Below are 23,183 nucleotides of genomic sequence, written 5' to 3'. Positions count from 1 at the left end.
CCGGTGCTGACGCGCACCGGTGCAGGCGGGCTTCCCGGGGCGAGCACCACGAGCGGGCCCCGGGAAGCCCGCTGAACTTTCCGCGGTCATCCCCGATCACCCCTTCGGGCGAACCGGACCGGTAACGAGATCAACTGACGCCGTACGCACGTAGGTTAGGGCCTCCTCACCACTCCTTGCCGGTCCGGCGGGCACCTCTCGTGTGCCCCCGGACCGGGGGCTGTGGGACCGCGACGGCGAAGGATCTCCGCTCATGCCGCTCCCGACCGTGCCCGCCGGCACCGCTGCTGCCGCCCCGCCGCTCGCCGGCGGCACCCAAGGGGCCGCGGCGCTGCGGCCGTTGACGGCCGTGGTGACCGACGCGCTGGAGGAGGGTGCCGCGCGGCGCTGCGGGCCGCTGCCCGGCGGCGGACCGCGGCAGGTGGCCGCCCGGGTCGCCGAGGTGCTGCGCGGCGGTGGCGGTGTGCTGCCGGAGCGGGGCACGGGCGAGCGGGAGGCGCTGGCTTCGCTGGTGCGGGCGGTGGCGGAGGGCGCGGCCGATCCGGCCGACCCGCTGTGCGCGGCGCATCTGCACTGTCCGCCGCTCGCCGTCGCCGCGGCCGCCGATCTCGCCGCGAGCGTGCTCAATCCGTCGCTGGACTCGTGGGATCAGGCGCCCGCCGCCTCGGAGTTGGAGGCCCGTACGTGCCGGGAGCTGGCGCGTCTCGTCTACGGCGGGAAGGGCGACGGCGGACACGGCGACAGCGGGCACGTCTACGGCGGGCACGGGGCCCCGGGCGCTCCCGGCGGACCGGGCGTGCCGGGTGTCCCTGACGCTCTGGTGACCACGGGCGGTACGGAGTCGAACCAGCTGGGCCTGCTCCTGGCCCGCGAACGGCTCGGCCCGGACGTCCGCGTCGTGTGCGGGGAGGCCGCACATCACAGCGTGCACCGCGCGGCCTGGCTGCTGGGCCTGCCCGAGCCGGTGCGCGTGCCGTCCCCGTCGGGTGTGCTCACCGCCGGGGCGCTGCGCGGCACGCTGATGACCCGACGGCCGGGCAGGCGGGTGCTGGTGGTCGCGACGGCCGGTACGACCGACGCGGGCGCCATCGATCCGCTCGACGAACTCGCCGAAGTCGCCCGGGAGTTCGGAGCCCGGCTGCATGTGGACGCGGCGTACGGCGGCATGCTGCTCTTCAGCCGCCGGCTGCGTGCGCGGCTGGCCGGGCTGGAGCGGGCGCACAGCGTCACCCTCGATCTGCACAAGCTGGGCTGGCAGCCCGTCGCGGCCGGGCTGTTCGCGGTGCCGGACGGGCGGGACCTCGCGCCGCTCGAACACCGCGCGGAGTATCTCAACGCCGGTGACGACAGCGACGCCGGACTTCCCGATCTGCTGGGCCGCTCGCTGCGTACGACGCGTCGGCCCGACGTTCTGAAGATGGCCGTCACGCTGCGCGCGCTGGGCCGCAGCGGGATGGGCGCCCTCGTCGAGCGGACGTGCGACGTGGCGCGTGAGCTGGCCGAACTGGTCGCGGACGACCCGGCGTTGGAGCTGTTCGGCATGCCGGAGCTGTCGACGGTGCTGTTCCGTCCCGTGGGCGCCGACGGCGCGGCGGTGGCATCGGTGCGGCGGCGGCTGATGGCGGAGGGCCGCGCGGTGCTGGGGCGCGCCGACATGGACGCGGGTCGGGACGGCGGTCCGGGCGCCGGTCCAGGCGGAGGCGGTGGTCCCGGGGCCGGTTCGGGCGGTGGTTCCGGGGGCGGTTCCGGCGGTGGCCGCTGGCTGAAGGCGACGCTCCTCAATCCGTATGCGCGCCGCAGTGATCTGGAGTCCCTGCTGAAGCTCGTACGGGACGCCGTGCCGTCCGCTCCGGCGCCGCATCCCGCAGCGGGCTCCCGGCCGGCACCCGTGACCGGGGTCGCTGACGGCGCCGCCTTCACCACCGACGCGAGCGGCACCACGAGCCGCGCGGGCACGCCCGGCGGCCCAGAAGCGCCCGGCGGCCCGGAAGCGACCGGCGACGCGGAAACCACCGGCACCGCAGGCACCGACGGCACCACCAGCACCGCAAGGAGCACCCGGCCATGACGACAGCCGACCGTCCGCTCACCGCACAGCCCCCCGCGGCCGCCCAGCCCGCGTCGACCGTGCCCGTACAGCGCCGCCCGGCCACCGCCGGTGCCGGGGAGGCCGGGGCCGACGGCGGCGGGCAGGGCGGCCCGCCCCTGGACCTGCTGGGCGTCGGCATCGGCCCGTTCAACCTCTCCCTCGCCGCCCTCGCCCACGGCGTCCCGGGCCTGCGCACCGCGTTCTACGAGCAGCAGGCGGGCTTCCAGTGGCATCCGGGCATGCTCATCGAGGGCGCCACCCTCCAAGTGCCCTTCCTCGCCGACCTGGTGACCCTCGCCGACCCCGCGAGCCCCTGGTCCTTCCTCGCCTTCCTCAAGGAGCGCGAGCGGCTCTTCCCCTTCTATTTCGCGGAGCGCTTCCACATCGAGCGCGCCGAGTACGACGCGTACTGCCGCTGGGTGTGCGGGCAGCTGGAGAGCGTGCACTTCGGCCATCGCGTCGACGCGGTGCGGTGGCATCCCGAACTGCGCCTGTTCGAGGCCGACTTCACCCGCCTCGGACCCGACGGGCCCGTAGCGCAGGGCAGTTCGTACGCCCGCAGTCTCGTGCTCGGCGTCGGCACCGCCCCGCATGTGCCGGAGCCGCTGCGCTCGCTGGCCTCGTCCGTGGGGGCGGGGGCGCCCGTGGTGCACTCCTCCGGCTATCTCGACCACCGCGAACGGCTGCTGGAGGCCGGGCACATCACGGTCGTCGGTTCGGGCCAGTCGGGTGCGGAGGTCTTCCTCGACCTGCTGCGCCGCCGCCCCGCGGGCAGGGAGGGGCTGCACTGGCTGACGCGCAGCGCCGCGTTCGCGCCCATGGAATACAGCAAGCTGGGCCTGGAGCACTTCACCCCGGACTACACCAGCTACTTCCACGGACTGCCCGAGTCGGTGCGCGACGGCCTCGTGCCCCGGCAGTGGCAGCTGCACAAGGCCGTCGACCACGGCACGCTGGCCGCCGTGCACGACGAGCTGTACCACCGGACGCTGGAGGGCGGCTGGCCGGACGCGGTGCTCACGCCGGGCGTTGCCGTGCGCACGGCCGGGCGCATCGGTGCGACGCGGGTGGAACTGCATCTGGAGCACATCGAGCAGGGCGTACGCACGCGGCTGGCGACGGACGCCGTGGTGCTGGCGACGGGCTACCGGGAGCGTCCGCTGGGCGGCGTCCTGGCGTCGCTCGAGCCGTGGCTGCGCAGGGACGAGTCGGAGCGGCCGCGGGTCGACGAGCAGTACCGGCTGGTCATGGACCGTTCGGTGTCGGGCGCGGTGTACGTGCAGAACGCCGAGCGGCACACGCACGGCGTGGGTGCGCCGGATCTGGGCCTCGCCGCGCACCGCAGCGCGGTGATCCTCAACTCGCTGACGGGGCGGGAGTGTTACCGGATTCCGCGGCGTACGGCGTTCACGACGTTCGGGCTGCGGCCCGAGGGGGCGCTGGCGAACGGTGCGCCGGGGGTCGCCGAGCAGGCGGACCGGCAGCACTCGGACTTCCGGCCGCTGCGTATGACGTAGAGCGGCGGCGGAGGCGCGGCCGGTGAGCGCACGGCGGGACAGGGACAGGGACAGGGACAGGGGCAATGGCGGGGGCAGGGGCGCGGCGACCCCACGGGCCGACGGCCGGCTCCCGCCCTCCGGCGGCGGGTCCGTACGTTCCGCTGACAGCGCGCCCGGGCGATGACAGACTGCCGGGATGTTCGATCACATTTCGATTCAGACGCAGGATCCGGCCGCCGCGGCGGCCTTCTACGACGCCGTCCTGGCGCCACTTGGCGCGGGGCGCGTCCTCGACTTCGGCGACGTCGTCGGATACGGCACCACCGCTCCCGCCTTCTGGCTCGGTCCCACGGCCGCCGGAGGCGAGGCCCGCGAGGTGCACATCGCGTTCGCGGCGGCGGACCGCGCGGCGGTCGACGCGTTCCACGACGCCGCGGTCGCGGCGGGCGCCGGGGTGCTGCACGCGCCCCGGCTGTGGCCCGAGTACCACGAGTCGTACTACGGGGCGTTCGTGCGCGACCCCGACGGCAACAACGTCGAAGCCGTCTGCCACCTCCCCGTCCTCCCGGCCGCGGGGTGATCCCGGTGATGCCCCGCGCCCCGAAACGGGTTCTGCGAGAGTGACCGCATGACGAACACACCCGGTCACTCCGCAGCCACCGGCCCTCTCCCCTACGGCACCGCCGACGAGCCGAGGGTGGCCGTCCGCGGCGAAGCCAGCCTCGAGTTCGACCCGGAGATCGCCCGCATCACGGTGACGGTGAGCGCGCGCGGCACCGACCGGCGGGAGGCGCTGGAGTCCCTGACGCGCCGCAACTCCGACGTGCTGGAGCTGCTGAAGGGCTACGGGGAGGCCGTGGAGAAGCTCTCGACGGGCACCTTCTCGGTCTCGCCGGAGCTGACGGAGAAGGGCCGCCGTGAGCGGGTGCGCACGTACAACGGCAGCGTGCGGATCACGGCCTCCGTCGCGGACTTCACGGCGCTCGGGGAGATGACCACACGCCTCGCGGAGCTGGAGCTGACGCGCGTCGAGGGCCCGTGGTGGGAGCTGCGTGAGGACTCCCCCGCGCACCGTGAGGCGCGGCAGCAGGCGGTGCGGGAGGCGGTGACGCGGGCCAGGGAGTACGCGGCGGCACTGGACGCGGAGCTGGTGGCGCTGGTGGAACTGGCCGATCTGGGCGCGGAGAACAGCACTCCGTCCTCGGCCCCGTCCTTCCGGGGGCGCTCGGCGGGATACGGGGGCGCGCAGAGCGGGGAAGCCGCACCGGCGCTGGATCTGGAACCACAGCGGCAGCGGGTGCAGGCACAGGTCAACGCCCGCTTCCTGATGAGCAGGCCGACGCTCTGAGACGGCGGGCCCCGCAGCGGGTGCATCGGCCCGCCGGTAGGGGCACACGGCTCCGTACCGCCGGCCCCGGCGCGCTCATCGGAGCGAGTGACCCCTCACTTTAGAAGTTGTCAATGGCCGCCTCAGTAAAGGACGTTGACGAATCCACAGCGAGCAGGTCTCTACCTGCGGGTAAGTCGTAGGGTCATGGCATGCGCCGCGCAAGGATCGTCAGCACACTGGGCCCCGCCAGCCACTCGTACGAGCAGATCAAGGAGCTCGTCGACGCCGGGATGGACGTGGCCAGGTTCAACATGAGCCATGGCTCGCACGCCGAGCACGAGGAGCGCTACCACCGCGTGCGCAGGGCCGCCGAGGAGGCGGGCCGCGCCGTGGGCGTCCTCGCCGATCTTCAAGGCCCGAAGATCCGGCTCGGCCGCTTCCGTGAGGGACCGGTACTTCTTGAACGCGGCGACCAGTTCGCCATCACCGTCGAGCAGGTGGAGGGCGACCGCTCCTGTTGCGGCACCACCTACTCCGGCCTGGCCGCCGACGTCTCGCGCGGCGAGCGCATCCTCGTCGACGACGGCAGGGTCACGCTGGAGGTGACCGCCGTCGACGGTCCCGTCGTGCAGACCGTCGTCGTCGAGGGCGGCATGGTCTCCGACCACAAGGGCCTCAACCTCCCCGGCGTCGCCGTCTCCGTGCCGGCCCTGTCGGAGAAGGACATCGAGGACCTGCGCTGGGCGCTGCGCACCGGTGCCGACGTCATCGCGCTGTCGTTCGTGCGCAGCGGCGACGACGTCAAGGAGGTGCACCGGATCATGGCGGAGGAGGACCGCTTCCTTCCCGTGATCGCGAAGCTGGAGAAGCCACAGGGCGTGACGAATCTGGAGTCGGTCGTCGACGCCTTCGACGGTGTGATGGTCGCCCGCGGCGACCTCGGCGTCGAGATGCCGCTGGAGTCGGTGCCGCTGGTGCAGAAGCGCGCGATCAAGCTGTGCCGGCGCAACGCCAAGCCCGTCATCGTTGCCACGCAGATGCTGGATTCGATGATCGAGGCCTCCCGCCCGACGCGCGCGGAGGTCTCCGACGTCGCCAACGCCGTCATGGACGGCACCGACGCGGTGATGCTCTCGGGCGAGACGAGCGTGGGGAAGCACCCCGCCGAGACGGTCAGGACGATGGGGCGCATCGTCGAGGCGGCCGAGAAGGACGTGCTCGCCAAGGGCCTGCCGCCGCTGGACGAGCACAGCAAGCCGCGTACGCAGGGCGGTGCGGTCGCGCGGGCGGCGGCGGAGATGGGCGATTTCCTCGGGGCCAGGTATCTGGTGGCGTTCACGCAGTCCGGCGACACGGTCCGCCGGCTCTCGCGGTACCGCTCGCCGGTGCCGGTGGTGGCCTTCACCCCGGACCCCGCCACGCGTGCGCAGCTCAGCGTCACCTGGGGCGTCGAGGCCTTCTTCGGGCCGACGGTGCAGAGCACGGACGAGATGGTCGACCAGGTCGACGAGCAGCTGCTGAAGCTCGGCCGCTGCGAGAAGGGCGATCTCGTCGTCATCACCGCGGGCTCGCCGCCCGGCATGCCCGGCTCCACGAATCTCGTACGCGTCCACCACGTCGGCGAGGACGACGCCCCCAGGCACTGAGCCGGCACTGAGCCGGAGCCGGCACTGGGCAAGGTACGGCGGGCCCGGTGGCACGTGCGTGGTCCGGCTGCCGCCGGACCCGGAGGGCCGGGCACCGGCGTCGGCGCGGGTGCGGGAAGCCCGTTGCGAGGCCCGTCCCGGGTGCCGGGACCGTCCCGTGCCCACGGCCGCTCTAAGGTTTCAGGTCTCAGGTCTCAGGTGCGGGCGATCGTCTCGTGGTGGCGGATCACCTCGGCGATCACGAAGTTCAGCAGCTTCTCCGCGAAGGCCGGATCGAGCTTCGCGCTCACGGCCAGCTCCCTCAGCCTCGCGATCTGGCGGGCCTCGCGTGCCGGGTCGGCGGGCGGCAGGTCGTGGTCGGCCTTGAGCCGGCCGACGCGCTGCGTGCACTTGAAGCGCTCGGCCAGCATGTGCACCACCGCTGCGTCGATGTTGTCGATGCTGTCGCGCAGGGCGGTCAGCTCGGCGCGTACGGATTCGTCGACGCCCGATGTGGTGTCCTCGCCGGAGCCGGAGCCGGAGCCGGGGCCCGAGCCGGTCGCGGGAGCGGAACCCGGTCCCGTACCGGAATCCGTACCGGCGCCGGAATCCGTACCGGTGCCGGAATCCGTACCGGTGCCGCTGGTCTCGCCGTGGGTCTTCGCCATGCCTGCCGTTCCAGGTCGCGGGGATGGTGGCCTGCTCCGACCCTATGACGGCCGCACGGGCGGGCCCTCGCCCGTACAGTGACAGTGACCGAGGAAACTCCGGGGGTGGTGGTGTCCATGACGGCACAGGGCGCGCCGACCGGGCCTGCCGCGGATCCCGTGGAGCGGGGGTTCCCGCATCTGACGACCGTGCGGTCCGCGATCACCGCGCTCTACAAGCGTCTCTCGCCGGACACGGTGCGGCAGTTCGACGTCAGCGTGGCGCCGAGTGACGTGGCCTTCTCCGACTCCGAGGACCTCTACACCGGAGTGCAGCGGGTCGCGCGCGTGATGGTGCAGCAGTTCCGGCTGCCGGACGCCCGCATGATCGTCAGTTTCCGCGAGATGGAGCACGCGGCGCACGTCGAACTCGCCGCGGGCCCCGAGTACTTCATCGAGCTGAACGCCCGCTTCAAGCATCACCGCCGCGACATCGGCGCCGCCCTCGCGCACGAGGTGATGCACGTCTGCCTGCACCGCCTCGGCCTCGCCTTCGCCGGCACCCGCGACAACGAGATCCTCACCGACACCGCCACCACCTACCTCGGCGCAGGCTGGCTGCTGCTGGACGCCTTCCGGCAGGACCAGGTCTCCTCGCAGAAGCTGGGCTATCTCACGCCGGAGGAGTTCGGATACGTACTGGCGAAGCGGGCGGCGGTCTTCGGCGAGGGCCCGGAGGTGTGGTTCACCAGCCCGCAGGCGTACGAGGCGTATCTCAAGGGCAGCGGGATGGCGCGGGCCGACGAGACCCGCCCGCCGCTGGCCGTCTCCGGCTGGGCGGGCCGCCGCCGCTACACGCGGGACCGGCGTCACGCCCTGGCCCGGCCGGGCAGCACGCCGTATCCGCCGGACGCGGATCCCTACTCGTACGCCTTCGAGAGCCGCTCGCCGGTGCGGGTGTCTTTCCCCTGCCCCACGTGCCAGCAGCGCATCCGCGTGCCGGTGCGCGGGCGCATGCGGGCGCGGTGCGGACTGTGCCGGTCGGTGCTGGACTGCGACACCTGACCACGGGCTGACCACGGGCTGACCGCGGGCTCAGGGTCACGGGCGGCTCCTGCGCGTCCGGCCGCCCGGGGTCTGGAACCGGGCGCGGCCGCTCCGGTTCCGGCGCCGGGCGCCCCGAGCCGGACTCCTCCTGGCCCCGGTACGGCTCCGGTACGGCTCCGCCCCGACTCCGGTCCTGCCCGGCCCCGGCTCAGGCGTCCCGCGGACCGGCTCCGGACCGACTCCGGACCCGCGCCGCCCCCGCTCAGGCGTCCCGCGGACCGCCCATCTCGCTCTCCGCGGCCGCCACGCGCTCCTCGGTGTCCACCGTCAGCTCGAAGTGCACGGTGTGCCCCGTCTTGCGGCGCATCAGCGTCCGGTGCATCAGCGGCACCAACACCCCATGCAGCAGGGGGTACTTGGCGCGCAGCATCCGCGCCGCGTGCCGGTTCTCCGCGCTGCCGCGCTCCAGCAGCCGCAGCCGTACGGGCAGAGGCCGTCCGGTGCGCCTGCCGAGGCCGGTTGCGGGCGCCACCAGCGCACGCGGATCGCGGGACAGGCGGCGGGTCTTCACGGAGTTCACGAAGCTGCGTACGTAGGCGTGCCCGTCTTCGACGGCGATGCTGACGGGCGTGGCACCGGTTCGCCCGTCGCGCCGGTACGTCGTCAGCAGGACCGTCTTCTGCCGTACGTACGGGGCAAGTTGGGGCTCCGCGGCCGTGACGGTGCCGCCCGTCACCCAGCCCAGGCCGCGCAGCCGCACCACGAACGCCGCGGCTGCCGCCAGCGCGGCAGCCGCGATCAGGGGGATCTGCCAGCGCTCGCCGCCCAGGCCGAGGTCCGCGAGGTGGTTGGCGGTATGCGCGACGCCGGCGACCGCGAAGCCCGCGAGCGCTGTGAGCAGCGCGTCGTACCAGACGCAGCCGAGCAACAGCGCCGCCGCCAGCCCGAGTTGGAAGGCGCCGACGTCGTGCAGGAAGTGCTCCGCCGACGCCGACGACGCCGCTCCGCCGCCGTGCGCCGGTACGGGAAAGCCGGCCCACCGCGCGAAGGAATGCGGAGCCGCGAGGCACCACACGCCCGCGACCGCCGTTCCCGAGCCCGTCAGCAGAGCCACCGCCACCGCGAAGCCGCGCCCGTGTCCCACGTCCGGGCCGTCCCGCGTATCTGCCTGCGCCATGTCCGTCCTCGCATTCCTCGTCCCGGTGCCTGCGGGCGGCGCCGTCGGGGCGCTGTCGTCGGGGCTGCCGTCGGCGCGACCGTCCGGAGGCCGCCCGCACCGGCACCGCATCGGTACCTGTCTCCACCTCGACGGTGCGGAGCCGCCTTTCGTGACACGGCAGGCGCGAAGGAGCGCCGCCATGCCGTACGTTCGGCGTCATGAGCCCTTCCATCGCCACCAACACCCGTGTCGAGCTCGACGGTCTGCTCGACTTCGTACGCCCGCGCCACCGGGCGATCCTGATCACCCGCCGCTCCGACGGGTCGCCCCAGGCGTCGCCGCTGACGTGCGGCGTGGACGATTCGGGCAGGATCGTCGTCTCGACGTATCCGGAGCGCGCGAAGACCCACAACGCGCGCCGCGACCCGAGGGTGAGCGTCCTCGTGCTGTCCGACGAGTGGAACGGCCCGTGGGTGCAGGTCGACGGCGACGCCGAGGTCGTCGACAGCCCGGACTCGGTGGAGCCGCTCGTCGAGTACTTCCGCAACATCTCCGGCGAGCACCCCGACTGGGACGAGTACCGCTCCGCGATGCTCAAGCAGGGCAAGTCCCTGATCCGTGTCACGCCGCGGCACTGGGGGCCGATTGCGACCGGCGGCTTCCCCGCACGCCTCGCCGGCTGAGCCCCCGTCCCTCCTCCCCTGCCAGGGCGTATGCGGACGGTGACCGCCGGTCGTCCGCGCTGCCCTGCTCCGGCACGGCGTGCCGCGCTGTTTTTTCGGGCTGCGAGGTGCGCCCGTGCGGGTCAGAATCGGAGTGCGGGGGCCTTACGGGACGCGGTCGCATCCCAGGGCTCGTTGTGCCCGGATGCCTGCTGCGCCCGAGTCGTACAGGGGAGTTGACGCAGAGATGACCATGACAGTGCCCACGGCCACCGCGCCCATGACCGCCGGTTCGCCTTCGCGGTCGCTGAGTGAGGCCGGGAGAGGCGGCGACGAGCTGCCGCTGCCGCCCGGGGTGTGGCTGGAGGCGCCGCTGTGGCTGCTGGCGGGCGTCGAGGACGAGGAAGAGATCAGCTTCGAGCCGAACATCTGGCGCGGCATCGACTGACGGCGACCGGCGCCGGCGGCCGACGATCGGCGGCCCGGAGTCCCGAGCCGGGGCTCAGGCCTTGCGGGCCACTCCCGCGTAGACGCAGGACTCCGCGTCGCTGATCGTGGTGGGCCCGTCGGGCCGCCAGCGGTGGACCGGGACCAGACCGGGCTCGATCATCTCCAGCCCGTCGAAGAAGACCCGGACCTCCGCCTCGCCACGGAGCTGCACGGGCGTTCCGCTCTGGTCGTAGACCTTCTTGACCCCCTCCAGCTGGCCTTCTTCGTCGAAGTCGGCGGTGGCGTGGGAGAGAAGCAGGAAGCTGCCGGGCGCCAGCCGTCGCAGCATCGAGCGGACCAGCTCCTGCGGGCCGTGCTCGTCCGGTACGAAGTGCAGCAGCGCCAGCAGCGACAGCGCGACCGGCCTGTCCAGGTCGAGGGTCTCGCGCACCTCGCGGCTGTCGAGGACGGAGTCGCGGCGCACATCGGCCTGCACGTAGGCGGTGCTGCCCTCTGGCGTGCTGTGCATGAGCGCGTCCGCGTACTCGAGTACGAGAGGGTCGTGATCGGCGTAGACGACGCTGCTGTCGGGGGCCACCTCCTGGGCGACCTGGTGCAGATTTGGCGCGGTGGGGATGCCGGTGCCGATGTCGAGGAACTGCCTGACGCCGAACTCGCGGGCGACGAGCCGCACCGCGCGGTGCATGTAGTCCCGGTTCGCGCGGGCCTGCGTCGCGATGTGGGGGAAGATCCTCGTGACCTGCTCCCCCGCCTCCTTGTCGACGGGGAACCAGTCCTTGCCGCCCAGAATGTAGTCGTAGATGCGCGCGGCGTGCGGTCTGCTCGTGTCGACCTCGGAGGAGTCCGTCATCTGTTGAACTCCTTTCGCAGATGGTCGAGATAGGTGCGCGTGTCGGGCAGCAGCTCGGAGGCGAGCCGCGAGACGCGGGTGTAGGCCTCCAGGTGCGCCACCACGTCGGGCCGCTGGTCCAGGTACACGGCGCTGGTGAGACCCACCTCCGTGTAGACGATGTCCTGCAACTCCCGTTCCTGGAAGCGGAAATACGTCATGTGGCCGCTCGTACCGGAGTGCGCGCCGGCGGCCAGCGGAAGGATGCGGAGCGTGATGCGGGGGTGCTGCGCGGCCTCCATCAGACGCTCGATCTGCGTGCGCATCACGGCGGGACCGCCGACCAGGCGCCGCAGCGCCGCCTCCTCCAGGACCACCCACAGCGTCGGCATGTCGGGCGAATCGAGCAGCGCCTGTCTGCGCAGCCGCAGGTCGACGCGGTGTTCGAGGGCGTCCTCCGACTCGTAGGGGAAGCCGGCGCGGATCACGGCCCGTGCGTAGTCGCGGGTCTGCAACAGGCCCGTCATGTAGTGCGGTTCGTAGACGCGGATGACCTGCGCGGCCGTCTCCAGGGAGACGTATGCGCGGAACCAGTCGGGCAGTGCCGTCTTGTAGTCGTGCCACCAGCCAGGCTCGTTGGCGCGCTCGGCCATGCCCGTGAAGTCGCGGGTCTCCTCCTCGGTGACCTCGTAGAGCCTCAGCAGCTCCCTCACATACGGGATCTTCAGGCTCACTTGGGCGTTCTCGATACGGCGGATCGTCAGATGGCTGACGCTCAGCGCCTTCGCCGCACCCTCCAGGGAGATGCCCCGGGTCTCCCGCAGCTCCTTAAGCCGCTTCCCGAGGACGATACGCAGCACCGTGGGCGCACTCTGGCCGCTCGGCAGTGCCTCGCTCACGCACAGGCTCCTGTCCGCGACGGACACCGGAGAGCACGGATGCTTCTCAAGTCCCCCTGACCGCCGCGTGGTTGTGATGGTGGGTCGGAGAAATAGGACGAGGTCGGGCCGAAACTATCAGACCTGCATCTGCACACGGCAGGCCCCGCACCACGAGAACGTGGTGCGGGGCCTGCCAGCCGGGAGCCAACCGGCGTTCAGTGGCCGCGGGGCTGCCGCGACGCCCGTACGCGGAGTCGCTCAGCCCTCGCGGGGCCGTGTATTCGGCTGTGAATCAGCCCTTCAGCAGGGTCTTGCCCGTCGCCGCGTCGACGACGGTGCGCTTGCCCAGTTCGCTCTTCAGCTCGACCTTGGTCTTGTCCGTGACGATCTGCTTGGTGCAGAAGTCGGCCTTCTTGTCCTGCTTCGACCAGCCCGAGACGATCACGAGCTTGCTCGTCTCGTGCACGCGGGCCCCGTACTTCGTCTCGCATCCGCCGTGCCCGACGGTCACGGTCAGGTTGTCCTCCTTGCCGTGCACGGGCCGCTGGGCGGCTTCGAGCGGCAGCATGTCCCGGTGCCTGCCCTTGGTCTTGTCCACCTTCGGCCAGACCTGCTCGATCTGCGCGGCTCGCTTCTCGAAGCGGGTCTGCTTCTCCGCGGGCTTGCTGCTGACGGTCTGCCCGTCGCCCCCGCAGGCCGTCGCCGTCAGCGCCACGGCGGCCATCGCCGGGGCCAGGACGAGCGCGGCCTTGCGTCGGGTGGTGCCTGTCGTGCTGCGTCGCATCTTCGATCTACCTCCTGCTTCACCGCTCTGACGGAAGAGGTGCGCGGACGGTTCCGCCGATCTCCGGGAACGCCCCCACGTAATTCCGTGGTGGCGCGCGGGCGGGCACCGGTAGGGTCCGGGCGCGTGGCGTTCGACTTCAACGACCATTACCACCCGCTGCTGTTGAGGCAGGTGCCGGACGGCGCGCGCACCGCGCTCGACGTCGGGTGCGGTACGGGGCGCTTCGCACGGCTGCTGGCGAGGCACGGACTGGACGTCGAGGGCGTGGACGCCGACGCGGATGTCATCCGGGCGGCGCGGGCCGAGAGCGCCGGCGCGACCGCGGAGAGCCCGGGCCCCCGCTTCCGCCAGGCCGACATCCGCGAGGGTCGCCAGGCCGACATCCGCGAGGGCGACGAGGGCCAACTGCCCGACGGGCGCTACGACTTCATCTCGTGCGTCGCCAGCCTCCACCACATGCCGTTCGAGACGGTGCTGACGCTGCGGAAGGCCCTCGCCCCGGGCGGGGTCCTGGCCGTGGTGGGGCTCCTTCCGGCCAGGACGGCGGCCGACTTCGTGTGCGCGCTGCCCGCGCTGGCCGTGCTCAACACGCAGCGGCTGCTGCACTTCCGCCGTGCGGAGCCGCCGGTGCAGGTGCCGATCGTCTGGCCGCCGCCGCTGTCGTACGCCGAGACCAGGGCGGAGGCCGCACGGCTGCTGCCCGGCGCGACGCTGCGCAGGCTGCTGTGGTGGCGGTATCTGCTGGTGTACCGGGCCGGTCGCGCGGCCGGTTCCGCGGACAGGGGAGGGAGGTGATCGCGGTGAGGTTCCGAACCTAGCCGCCCGCCCGGAGAGTCCGGGAGTCCGGGCGGCGGTTCCGGAAGGAACGCGATGTCCCGTACGGACAAGACGAAGCCGCTGTGGGTCCGCCACGCGGAGCACGCACCGCGCCCCGTGCACGACCACCGCTTCGGCGACTGCGACCTGCCGCCCCGGCCGGCCCGCGAGCAGGGCGGCACCCGCTGCCGCTGGGAGCACCCCGACGCGCTGCTGTTCACTCGCAGCTGCTGTTCCGGATGCAACAGGCGCGGCTGCGTCAAGGAGTGGCAGCGGATGGTGAAGGCGAGCAACCGCAGGGAGCGCTACGAAGGCCGGCGCGAGAGCCGGCTGGCCCGGCGTGCCGCGGCAGCCGGAGCATACGAAGAGGCCGGAGAGTACGGCGAGTTCAGCGCGTACGGCGCGTACGACGGCTGAGCGAGCGGCAGGACGGGGATCCGCACGCACACCACGGCACCCGCCCCGGTCGGGTGGTGGGCGAGTGCCGTGGCCGTGCGGAGGCCGGGCGGAGGCCGGGCCCGGTCAGACCGCCATGGCGCGGTCCGTCGGCGCGATGGGCGACGGGAGCGCGCTGGCGCCCATGAGGTAGCGGTCGACGCCCTTGGCCGCGGAGCGGCCCTCGGCGATGGCCCACACGATCAGCGACTGGCCGCGGCCCGCGTCTCCGGCGACGAAGACGCCGTCGACGCTGGTCGCGTAGTTGTCGTCGCGGGCGACGTTGCCGCGCTCGTCCAGGTCGACGCCGAACTGCTCCACCAGGCCGTTCTCACGGTCGACACCGGTGAATCCCATTGCCAGCGTGACCAGTTGGGCGGGGATCCGCTGCTCGGTGCCGGGCTTCTGCTCCAGCTTGCCGTCCTTCATCTCCACCTCGACCAGGTGCAGCCACTGGACGTTGCCGTCCTCGTCGCCCTCGAAGTGGGTGGTGTTGACGGAGTAGACCCGCTCGCCGCCCTCCTCGTGCGCGGAGGTGACCTTGTAGAGCATGGGGAAGGTCGGCCACGGCTGGTGCGGTGCCCGCTCCTCGCCCGGCTTGGGCATGATCTCCAGCTGGGTCACGGACGCCGCGCCCTGGCGGTGCGCCGTACCGACGCAGTCGGCGCCGGTGTCGCCGCCGCCGATGACGACGACGTGCTTGCCCTCGGCGGTGATCGGGGAGACCGTCAGGTCGCCCTCCTGCACCTTGTTGGACGGCGGCAGGTACTCCATCGCCTGGTGGATGCCGCCCAGTTCGCGGCCCGGCACCTTGAGGTCGCGGGCCGTGGTGGCCCCCGCCGCGATGACGACGGCGTCGTGCCGCTTGCGCAGCTTCTTCGCGTCGATGTCGCGGCCGATCTCCACCTCTGTACGGAACTTGGTGCCTTCCGTACGCATCTGCTCGATGCGCCGGTTGATGTGCCGCTTCTCCATCTTGAACTCGGGGATGCCGTAGCGCAGCAGCCCGCCGAGCCGGTCGGCGCGCTCGTAGACGACGACGGTGTGGCCCGCGCGCGTCAGCTGCTGTGCCGCCGCGAGACCGGCCGGGCCGGAGCCGACGACGGCGACGGTCTTGCCGGAGAGCCGGTCGGGCGGCTGCGGCGTGACGTGGCCGTTGTCCCACGCCTTGTCGATGATGGTGACCTCGACGTTCTTGATGGTCACCGGCGGCTGGTTGATGCCCAGCACGCACGCCGACTCGCACGGCGCGGGACACAGCCGCCCCGTGAACTCGGGGAAGTTGTTCGTCGCGTGCAGCCGCTCGCTCGCCGCCGCCCAGTCCTCGCGGTAGGCGTAGTCGTTCCACTCGGGGATCAGATTGCCCAGCGGGCAGCCCTGGTGGCAGAAGGGGATGCCGCAGTCCATGCAGCGTCCCGCCTGCTTGCTGACGATGGGCAGCAGCGAGCCCGGTACGTACACCTCGTTCCAGTCCTTGACCCGCTCATCCACGGGCCGGGACTGCGCGACCTCACGGTCGGTGTTCAGGAAGCCCTTGGGGTCAGCCATTGGTCGCCGCCTCCATCATCTTCTCGTGGGTCTCGGACTCGCTGAGTCCGGCTCGCTCGGCGGCGTCCTTGGCGGCGAGCACTGCCTTGTACGTGGCGGGGATGACCTTGCCGAAGCGGGTGACGGAGCGGTCCCAGTCGGCCAGCAGCGCCTCGGCGACGGTCGAGCCGGTCTCCTGCTGATGGCGCCGCACGGCGTCGTGCAGCCAATGCCTGTCCACGTCGTCGAGGTCCTCGTGGCCGAAGACGGCGTCCCGCAGGCCGGCGTTGACGTTGGCGGGGTCGAGGTCGATGACGTAGGCGACGCCTCCGGACATGCCGGCGCCGAAGTTGCGTCCGGTCTCGCCCAGTACGACGGCCGCGCCGCCCGTCATGTACTCGCAGCCGTGGTCGCCCACGCCCTCCGAGACGACGAGCGCGCCGGAGTTGCGTACGCAGAAGCGCTCGCCCACGCGTCCCCGCAGGAAGATCTCGCCGCCGGTGGCGCCGTAGGCGAGGGTGTTGCCCGCGATCGTGGAGAACTCGGCGAGGTGGTCGGCGCTCCGGTCGGGGCGCACCACCAGCCGTCCACCCGAAAGCCCCTTGCCGACATAGTCGTTGGCGTCGCCCTCCAGGCGCAGCGTCACGCCGCGCGGCAGGAACGCGCCGAAGGACTGGCCGGCGGAGCCGGTGAAGGTGATGTCGACGGTGTCGTCGGGCAGTCCGGCGCCGCCGAACTTCTTCGTCACCTCGTGGCCGAGCATCGTGCCGACGGTGCGGTTGATGTTGCGGATCGCGACTTGGCCGCGTACGGGCTGTGCCTCCTGCGCGGAGTCGGCGGACAGCGCGTCCGCGGACAGCTTGATCAGCTCGTTGTCGAGGGCCTTGGCCAGGCCGTGGTCCTGCTCGACGGCCTGGTGCATGACGGCGCCGTCGGGCAGATCCGGTACGTGCAGCAGCGGCTCCAGGTCCAGGCCCTGTGCCTTCCAGTGGTCCACTGCCCGGGAGACGTCGAGGAGTTCGGCGTGCCCGATGGCCTCGTCGAGGCTGCGGAAGCCCAGCTCGGCGAGGAACTCCCGCACCTCTTCGGCGATGAACTGGAAGTAGTTCACGACGAATTCGGCCTTGCCGTTGTAGCGCTCGCGCAGCACCGGGTTCTGCGTGGCGATGCCGACCGGGCAGGTGTCCAGGTGGCACACGCGCATCATCACGCACCCGGAGACGACCAGCGGCGCCGTCGCGAAGCCGAACTCCTCGGCGCCCAGCAGCGCCGCGACGACCACGTCCCGGCCGGTCTTCAGCTGCCCGTCGGTCTGCACGACGATGCGGTCGCGCAGCCCGTTGAGCAGCAGCGTCTGCTGCGTCTCGGCCAGGCCCAGCTCCCAGGGGCCGCCCGCGTGCTTGAGGGAGGTCAGCGGGGAGGCGCCCGTACCGCCGTCGTGCCCGGAGATGAGCACCACGTCGGCGTGTGCCTTGGAGACGCCCGCGGCAACCGTGCCGACGCCGACCTCGGAGACGAGCTTGACGTGGATACGGGCCCGCGGGTTGGCGTTCTTCAGGTCGTGGATGAGCTGGGCGAGGTCCTCGATGGAGTAGATGTCGTGGTGCGGCGGCGGCGAGATGAGGCCGACGCCGGGAGTGGAGTGCCGCGTCTTGGCGACCCACGGATAGACCTTGTGGCCGGGCAGCTGGCCGCCCTCGCCGGGCTTGGCGCCCTGGGCCATCTTGATCTGGATGTCGTCGGAGTTGACGAGGTACTCGCTGGTGACGCCGAAGCGCCCGGAGGCGACCTGCTTGATCGAGGAGCGGCGCGCCGGGTCGTAGAGACGGACCGCGTCCTCGCCGCCCTCACCGGTGTTGGACTTGCCGCCCAGCTGGTTCATGGCGATGGCGAGCGTCTCGTGGGCCTCCTGCGAGATGGAGCCGTAGGACATGGCGCCGGTGGAGAACCGCTTGACGATCTCGCTCACGGGCTCCACCTCCTCGATCGGCACGGAGGGCCGCTCGTCCTTGAGCTGGAAGAGGCCGCGCAGCGTCATCAGGCGCTCGGACTGCTCGTCGACGCGCTGGGTGTACTGCTTGAAGATGTCGTAGCGGCGGGCGCGCGTGGAGTGCTGGAGGCGGAAGACCGTGTCCGGGTCGAACAGGTGCGGCTCGCCCTCGCGGCGCCACTGGTACTCGCCGCCGATCTCCAGCGCGCGGTGCGCCGGAGCGATGCCGGTGGCCGGGTAGGCCTTGGCGTGGCGTGCGGCGACCTCCTTGGCGATGACGTCCAGGTCGGCGCCGCCGATCTTCGTCGTCGTGCCGTGGAAGTAGGTGTCCACGAAGGACTCGTCGAGCCCCACGGCCTCGAAGACCTGGGCGCCGCGGTAGGAGGCGACGGTGGAGATGCCCATCTTGGACATCACCTTCAGCACGCCCTTGCCGAGCGCCTTGATGAGGTTGCGGATGGCCTGCTCGGCGTCCATGTCGCCGGGCAGGAACGTGCCTGCACGTACGAGGTCCTCGACGGTCTCCATCGCCAGGTACGGGTTGACGGCCGCGGCGCCGTAGCCGATGAGCAGCGCGACGTGGTGCACCTCGCGCACGTCGCCGGCCTCGACCAGCAGGCCGACCTGGGTGCGCTGCTTGGTGCGGATCAGGTGGTGGTGGACCGCGGAGGTCAGCAGCAGCGACGGGATCGGCGCCTGCTCGGCGTCGGAGTGCCGGTCGGACAGCACGATCAGGCGGGCGCCGGCCTCGATGGCGGCGTCGGCCTCGGCGCAGATCTCCCCGAGCCGCTCGGCCAGGCCCTTGCCGCCGGCGCTGACGCGGTAGAGCCCGGACAGCGTCGTGGACTTGAAGCCGGGCAGGTCGCCGTCGGCGTTGATGTGTATGAGCTTGGCCAGCTCGTCGTTGTCGATGACCGGGAAGGGCAGGGTCACGCTGCGACAGGACGCGGCGTTCGGCTCCAGCAGGTTGCCCTGCGGGCCGAGTGAGGAGTTCAGCGAGGTGACCAGCTCCTCGCGGATGGCGTCCAGCGGCGGGTTGGTGACCTGCGCGAACAGCTGCGTGAAGTAGTCGAAGATCAGCCGCGGCCGCTCGGAGAGGGCGGCGATGGGCGAGTCGGTGCCCATCGAGCCGATCGGTTCCGCCACGGTCTTGGCCATCGGCGCGAGCAGTACGCGCAGCTCCTCCTCGGTGTAGCCGAAGGTCTGCTGGCGGCGCGTGACGGACGCGTGCGTGTGCACGATGTGCTCGCGCTCGGGCAGGTCCGCCAGGTCGATCAGCCCGGCCTCCAGCCACTCCCGGTAGGGCTGCTCGGAGGCGAGCTGCTCCTTGATCTCGTCGTCCTCGATGATGCGGTGCTCTGCGGTGTCGACGAGGAACATCCGGCCGGGCTGGAGCCGTCCCTTGCGCACGACGCGGGACGGGTCGATGTCGAGGACGCCGACCTCGGAGCCGAGGACGACGAGACCGTCGTCGGTGACCCAGTAGCGGCCGGGGCGCAGCCCGTTGCGGTCGAGCACGGCGCCGACCTGGGTGCCGTCGGTGAAGGTGACGCAGGCCGGTCCGTCCCAGGGCTCCATCATCGTGGAGTGGTACTGGTAGAAGGCCCGGCGGGCGGGGCTCATCGAGTCGTGGTTCTCCCACGCCTCGGGCACCATCATCAGCACCGAGTGCGGCAGTGAGCGCCCGCCCAGGTGCAGCAGCTCCAGCACCTCGTCGAAGGTCGCGGAGTCGGAGGCGCCGGGGGTGTTGAGGGGGAAGATCCGCTCCAGGGCCTTGCGCTGCTCCTCCTCGCCGGCATGGGTGCCGCGTCCGAACAGGCTGGAGGACAGCTGCGATTCGCGGGCGCGCATCCAGTTGCGGTTGCCCTGCACCGTGTTGATCTCGCCGTTGTGCGCGACGAAGCGGTACGGGTGCGCCAGCGGCCAGCTCGGGAAGGTGTTGGTGGAGAAGCGGGAGTGCACCAGCGCGATGGCGCTGGCGAAGCGGCGGTCGGACAGGTCCGGGAAGAACGGCTCCAGCTGCCCGGTGGTCAGCATCCCCTTGTAGACGAGGGTGCGGGAGGAGAGCGAGGGGAAGTAGACCCCGGCCTCACGCTCGGCGCGCTTGCGCAGCACGAAGGCGAGCCGGTCCAGCGCGATGCCCGTACGGGGAGCGCCGGTGTCCTTGTCGGCCGTGGCGTCCCCGACGAACAGCTGCCGGAACGACGGCATCGTGGTGCGGGCGCCCGGACCCAGCAGGTCGGGTGCGACGGGCACATCGCGCCAGCCGAGCACGGTCAGTCCCTCTTCGGACGCCAGCGTCTCGATCTGCGAGACGGCCTCTGCGGCCTCGGACTCTTCGGCGGGGAGGAAGGCGATGCCCACGGCGTAGCCGCCCGCCTCCGGCAGGGCGAACTCCACCGTCTCGCGCAGGAACGCGTCGGGGACCTGGAGCAGCAGCCCGGCGCCGTCGCCGGTCTCCGGGTCGGCTCCGGTAGCGCCGCGGTGCTCCAGGTTGCGCAGTACGGTCAGCCCCTGCTCGACGAGGGCATGGCTGGGCTCACCGGTGAGGGTGGCCACAAAGCCGACACCGCAGGCGTCGTGCTCGTACCGGGGGTCGTACATGCCCTGCTTGGCAGGAATGGCCGCCTGAAACGATGCACGCATCGGCTCTCCCGTCGTCGTTGCTGGGGGGCTCCCCCGGCGGGCGCCTGGGGGGCGGGGTCAGCGCGAGGGACGACGTTGGCCCTCTGCGGAACAGATTTCGAAGTTACATGGTGGACCAGACCCGGAAAAAAAGATGTGCCGTCTCGGATCGTGAGCGTGACGACCACATTGCGATACAGAGAAGGGCCCGGTCCCCGGGACCTGCGGCGGGAGTGGGGGTGGCCCCCGCACGGCAGCGGTATTGGGGCCCGATACGAGCGTCATTGCCCTCGGACCTCACGGCTCTTGCCCGGCCTCCCGCAGCCCGAAACCGTGAGGTAACAAAAAGATCGTACCGGGGATGCCGCCGTACGAGCCATCGGCGCCCGGCCCGCTCATCCCAGGGCGACACCGAAGACCGTGCCCAGCCCGTACGTCACCGCCGCCGCTGCCGCGCCCAGCGCCAGCTGCCGCAGTCCGCTGTACCACCACTTCCGCGCCGTGACCCGCGCCACCATCGCCCCGCACGCGAAGAGGCCGGCGAGCGCCAGCACCACCGCGTACCAGAGCGAGGTCGCACCCAGCAGATACGGCAGCACGGGCAGTACGGCGCCGACGGAGAAGGACAGGAACGAGGAGACGGCGGCGGTCGTGGGCGAGGGCAGGTCCCCGGGGTCGACGCCCAGCTCCTCGCGGGCGTGCGTCTCCAGCGCCTGGTCCGGGTCCTCGTGGAGCTGGCGGGCCACCTCCTTCGCCAGGCCGGGCTCCACGCCTCGCGACTCGTAGACCGCCGCGAGCTCCTTCAGCTCGTCCTCGGGGTGGCGCTTCAGCTCGCGCCGCTCGATCTCCAGCTCCGCCTGTACGAGTTCGCGCTGCGAGGCCACGGAGGTGTACTCGCCGGCGGCCATCGAGAAGGCGCCCGCGACGAGCCCGGCCAGGCCCGAGATGACGATGACCTTGTTCGAGGCGGAGCTGCCCGCGACTCCCGCCACGAGGCCGAGGTTGGAGACGAGCCCGTCCATCGCGCCGAAGACGGCCGGGCGCAGCCAGCCGCCGTTGATGTCCCTGTGGGTGTGGGTGTGGTCCTTGTGGTCCGTACCGTGCGCCGTGTCCCGCTCCATGACCGCCATGTCTTGTCCGCTTCCTTCTCCGGCAGCGGAACGCCGGCGACCGGCGCCGCGGCGGGGCCGGTCCGCGCGTTCCGCCCTCTTCAGCACTTCGAAGGTATGCACGACATGAGCGGGCCCGCCAGCAAGGAAGGCCGAACTTACCTGGTCGGAGAGGGTGCGCGGCCGGGGCGGCGAACGGCGGCGGAGCCGTGGCCGGCACCGGGGTCGGCGCCGGGGTCCGAGTCGCCCGCGGCGCCCGCGCTGCGTGCGGATTGCGTCCGCAGGGGTTGACGGCTGCGGTGCGTGGCCGCAGGATGCCTGGCCGTGGCTGTAAACGTTTCCAGTTTCCGGGCGGGCGCCGCGAGGGCGGTCGGTTCGTGGTGACGGCGGGCGGGGCTCCGACCGTCGAGACGATCGCCGAGCGCGCCGGCGTCTCCATAGCGTCGGTCTCCCGCGTGCTCAACGGGCACGGGGCGCGGCCCGAGACCGTGCGCCGCGTGGAGCGCGCCGCCGCCGAGGTCGGCTATGTGCCCAACGCCGTGGCCCGCTCCCTCAAGGGCGGCCGCACCAGGCAGCTGACCTTCGCCATGCAGGACATCGGCAACCCCGTCTACGTCGCGATGGTCCGGCAGATCCAGTCCATAGCCAAGGCGGAGGGCTACCGCCTGCTCCTCCACTCGACGGACGCCGTCGCCGAGGACGAGCTGGCCGTCGTGCGCAGCCTCGCCGACCGCACGAGCGACGGGCTGATCCTCTGCCCGATCCGCATCACCCCCGAGCACATCGAGGCGCTGCGCACCGCCGCCCGGCCCGTGGTGGTCATCGGTTCGCTGCCCGAGGAGGAGCGGGTCCCCGTCGACAGCGTCCGTGCCGACTCCGTCGCCGGTGCCGGGCTGGCCGTCCGGCACCTGGCGGAGACGGGCCGCCGCCGTATCGCCTTCGTCAACGGGCCCGCCGACACCGTTCCCGGGCGCAACCGTCACCTCGGCTACCACCGGGCACTCGCCGCATGCGGGCTGCGCGCGGACCCGGAGCTGGTGGTGACCACCGAGTTCACGATCGAGGCGGGCGCAAGCGCGATGCACCGGCTGCTGGACCGCCTGACGGCCGGGGGCGCGGGGACCTCCGCCGGAGGGCCGGGCGTCTCCGCCCACGAGCCGGGCGACCCCGGCGGTCCCGGGCTCGACGCGGTCTTCTGCGCCAACGACCAGCTGGCGCTCGGCGCTTCGCAGGCGCTGCACTCGCGCGGGCTGCGGATCCCCGGGGACGTGGCGGTCGTGGGCATGGACGACACCGTGCTCGTCAGGGCCGGGTGGCCGCCCCTGACGAGCGTCGACCTCGGCTCGGCCGAGCGCGGGAGGATCGCGGCGGAGATGCTGCTGGAGCGGATATCGGGGCCGCGAGCCGGTTCCGGGCAGAAGGCGGGGTCCGGTCCGGGGTCAGGGTCCGTACGGGATCCGGGGCCGCCCGCGCGGACTCGTACGGTCACGCCGCGGCTCGTCGTACGGGCCTCTTCGGCCCCCGCCCGTCCCGGCCCGGACCCGCACGCGGCGCCCGCCGGCCATGACCGCGGCGAGGCGGCCTCGTGACCGCCACCGCCACCGGCGCCGGCCCCGGCGCCTCCCGCCCCGCGAGCGCCGGCACCCCGCCGCCCCGCTCCGCGCCCGGCCGCAGGC

General features: G+C 72.2%; 18 protein-coding genes and 1 pseudogene. 11 read left to right on the top strand and 8 right to left on the bottom strand.

Annotation, left to right across the window (positions count from 1 at the left end; genetic code table 11):
• The first annotated feature begins 253 nt into the window (after positions 1 to 253).
• The 5 genes from HCC61_RS18590 (at position 254) to pyk (ending at position 6,564) form a co-directional block, all read left to right on the top strand.
• Entirely contained in the window at positions 254 to 2,068 is a 1,815-nt protein-coding gene (locus tag HCC61_RS18590; protein ID WP_206322656.1) for an aminotransferase class V-fold PLP-dependent enzyme, read from the top strand.
• The gene (locus tag HCC61_RS18585) at positions 2,065 to 3,606 is read left to right on the top strand and encodes a SidA/IucD/PvdA family monooxygenase (protein WP_169136679.1); all 1,542 of its coding nucleotides are present in this window, start codon (positions 2,065 to 2,067) and stop codon (positions 3,604 to 3,606) included. Before HCC61_RS18590 ends, HCC61_RS18585 begins: the two co-directional genes overlap by 4 nt.
• A 178-nt stretch (positions 3,607 to 3,784) precedes the next feature.
• The gene (locus HCC61_RS18580; protein ID WP_169136677.1) at positions 3,785 to 4,168 is read left to right on the top strand and encodes a VOC family protein; all 384 of its coding nucleotides are present in this window, start codon (positions 3,785 to 3,787) and stop codon (positions 4,166 to 4,168) included.
• 48 nt (positions 4,169 to 4,216) lie between these two features.
• Entirely contained in the window at positions 4,217 to 4,936 is a 720-nt protein-coding gene (locus tag HCC61_RS18575) for an SIMPL domain-containing protein (RefSeq protein ID WP_169136675.1), read from the top strand.
• A 191-nt stretch (positions 4,937 to 5,127) separates the two neighbouring features.
• Positions 5,128 to 6,564, top strand: coding sequence for a pyruvate kinase (gene pyk / locus HCC61_RS18570; protein ID WP_169136673.1), 1,437 nt, complete (start codon positions 5,128 to 5,130; stop codon positions 6,562 to 6,564).
• Between the two features lie 194 nt (positions 6,565 to 6,758).
• Here pyk and HCC61_RS18565 read toward each other — a convergent pair.
• Positions 6,759 to 7,049, bottom strand: a pseudogene (locus HCC61_RS18565) (chorismate mutase); the annotation flags it as partial.
• 279 nt (positions 7,050 to 7,328) lie between these two features.
• On the opposite strand from HCC61_RS18565, the gene HCC61_RS18560 reads away from it, so the two are divergent.
• Entirely contained in the window at positions 7,329 to 8,255 is a 927-nt protein-coding gene (locus HCC61_RS18560; RefSeq protein ID WP_169137012.1) for a hypothetical protein, read from the top strand.
• Positions 8,256 to 8,499: 244 nt separating this feature from the next.
• Here the strand turns inward: HCC61_RS18560 and HCC61_RS31530 are convergent, their stop codons facing one another.
• A complete protein-coding gene (locus HCC61_RS31530) occupies positions 8,500 to 9,414 on the bottom strand; it encodes a PPOX class F420-dependent oxidoreductase (protein ID WP_169136671.1) in 915 nt (304 codons plus the stop codon).
• Positions 9,415 to 9,614: 200 nt separating this feature from the next.
• Here HCC61_RS31530 and HCC61_RS18550 point away from each other — a divergent pair, with 200 nt between their 5' ends.
• Positions 9,615 to 10,079: a PPOX class F420-dependent oxidoreductase gene (locus HCC61_RS18550; RefSeq protein WP_169136669.1), complete on the top strand. Its 465-nt coding sequence runs from the start codon at positions 9,615 to 9,617 to the stop codon at positions 10,077 to 10,079.
• Between the two features lie 226 nt (positions 10,080 to 10,305).
• Positions 10,306 to 10,506 carry a hypothetical protein gene (locus HCC61_RS18545; protein WP_169136667.1) on the top strand — a complete coding sequence of 67 codons (201 nt, stop codon included), beginning with the start codon at positions 10,306 to 10,308 and terminating at the stop codon, positions 10,504 to 10,506.
• Between the two features lie 54 nt (positions 10,507 to 10,560).
• On the opposite strand, the gene HCC61_RS18540 is transcribed toward HCC61_RS18545, so the two are convergent.
• The 3 genes from HCC61_RS18540 to HCC61_RS18530 form a co-directional block, all read right to left on the bottom strand.
• Positions 10,561 to 11,358 (bottom strand): SAM-dependent methyltransferase, encoded by a 798-nt coding sequence (locus HCC61_RS18540; RefSeq protein WP_169136665.1) that lies wholly within the window; start codon positions 11,356 to 11,358, stop codon positions 10,561 to 10,563.
• A complete protein-coding gene (locus tag HCC61_RS18535; RefSeq protein WP_169136663.1) occupies positions 11,355 to 12,236 on the bottom strand; it encodes a Scr1 family TA system antitoxin-like transcriptional regulator in 882 nt (293 codons plus the stop codon). Before HCC61_RS18535 ends, HCC61_RS18540 begins: the two co-directional genes overlap by 4 nt.
• Positions 12,237 to 12,510: 274 nt before the next feature.
• On the bottom strand, positions 12,511 to 13,002 hold the full coding sequence (locus HCC61_RS18530) for a hypothetical protein (RefSeq protein WP_169136661.1): 492 nt from the start codon (positions 13,000 to 13,002) through the stop codon (positions 12,511 to 12,513).
• A gap of 126 nt (positions 13,003 to 13,128) precedes the next feature.
• Here HCC61_RS18530 and HCC61_RS18525 point away from each other — a divergent pair, with 126 nt between their 5' ends.
• Together HCC61_RS18525 and HCC61_RS18520 are read left to right on the top strand one after the other, a co-directional pair.
• The gene (locus tag HCC61_RS18525) at positions 13,129 to 13,800 is read left to right on the top strand and encodes a class I SAM-dependent methyltransferase (RefSeq protein WP_169136659.1); all 672 of its coding nucleotides are present in this window, start codon (positions 13,129 to 13,131) and stop codon (positions 13,798 to 13,800) included.
• 75 nt (positions 13,801 to 13,875) lie between these two features.
• Positions 13,876 to 14,238: a hypothetical protein gene (locus HCC61_RS18520; RefSeq protein WP_240969092.1), complete on the top strand. Its 363-nt coding sequence runs from the start codon at positions 13,876 to 13,878 to the stop codon at positions 14,236 to 14,238.
• A 105-nt stretch (positions 14,239 to 14,343) separates the two neighbouring features.
• Here HCC61_RS18520 and HCC61_RS18515 read toward each other — a convergent pair whose 3' ends face one another.
• From HCC61_RS18515 to HCC61_RS18505, 3 genes are all read right to left on the bottom strand, one after another.
• Positions 14,344 to 15,804 (bottom strand): glutamate synthase subunit beta, encoded by a 1,461-nt coding sequence (locus HCC61_RS18515; RefSeq protein ID WP_169136657.1) that lies wholly within the window; start codon positions 15,802 to 15,804, stop codon positions 14,344 to 14,346.
• Positions 15,797 to 20,419: a glutamate synthase large subunit gene (gene gltB / locus HCC61_RS18510; RefSeq protein WP_240969091.1), complete on the bottom strand. Its 4,623-nt coding sequence runs from the start codon at positions 20,417 to 20,419 to the stop codon at positions 15,797 to 15,799. Before gltB ends, HCC61_RS18515 begins: the two co-directional genes overlap by 8 nt.
• A gap of 374 nt (positions 20,420 to 20,793) precedes the next feature.
• On the bottom strand, positions 20,794 to 21,528 hold the full coding sequence (locus tag HCC61_RS18505) for a VIT1/CCC1 transporter family protein (protein WP_169136655.1): 735 nt from the start codon (positions 21,526 to 21,528) through the stop codon (positions 20,794 to 20,796).
• A gap of 356 nt (positions 21,529 to 21,884) precedes the next feature.
• Here HCC61_RS18505 and HCC61_RS18500 point away from each other — a divergent pair, with 356 nt between their 5' ends.
• The gene (locus HCC61_RS18500) at positions 21,885 to 23,096 is read left to right on the top strand and encodes a LacI family DNA-binding transcriptional regulator (RefSeq protein ID WP_346777272.1); all 1,212 of its coding nucleotides are present in this window, start codon (positions 21,885 to 21,887) and stop codon (positions 23,094 to 23,096) included.
• Positions 23,097 to 23,183: the final 87 nt, after the last annotated feature.

This window comes from Streptomyces sp. HNM0575 (assembly GCF_012726265.1).
Taxonomy (GTDB): domain Bacteria; phylum Actinomycetota; class Actinomycetes; order Streptomycetales; family Streptomycetaceae; genus Streptomyces.
The sequence above is the reverse complement of the archived record's forward strand: the minus strand, read 5'-3'. Positions and strand labels throughout refer to the sequence as shown.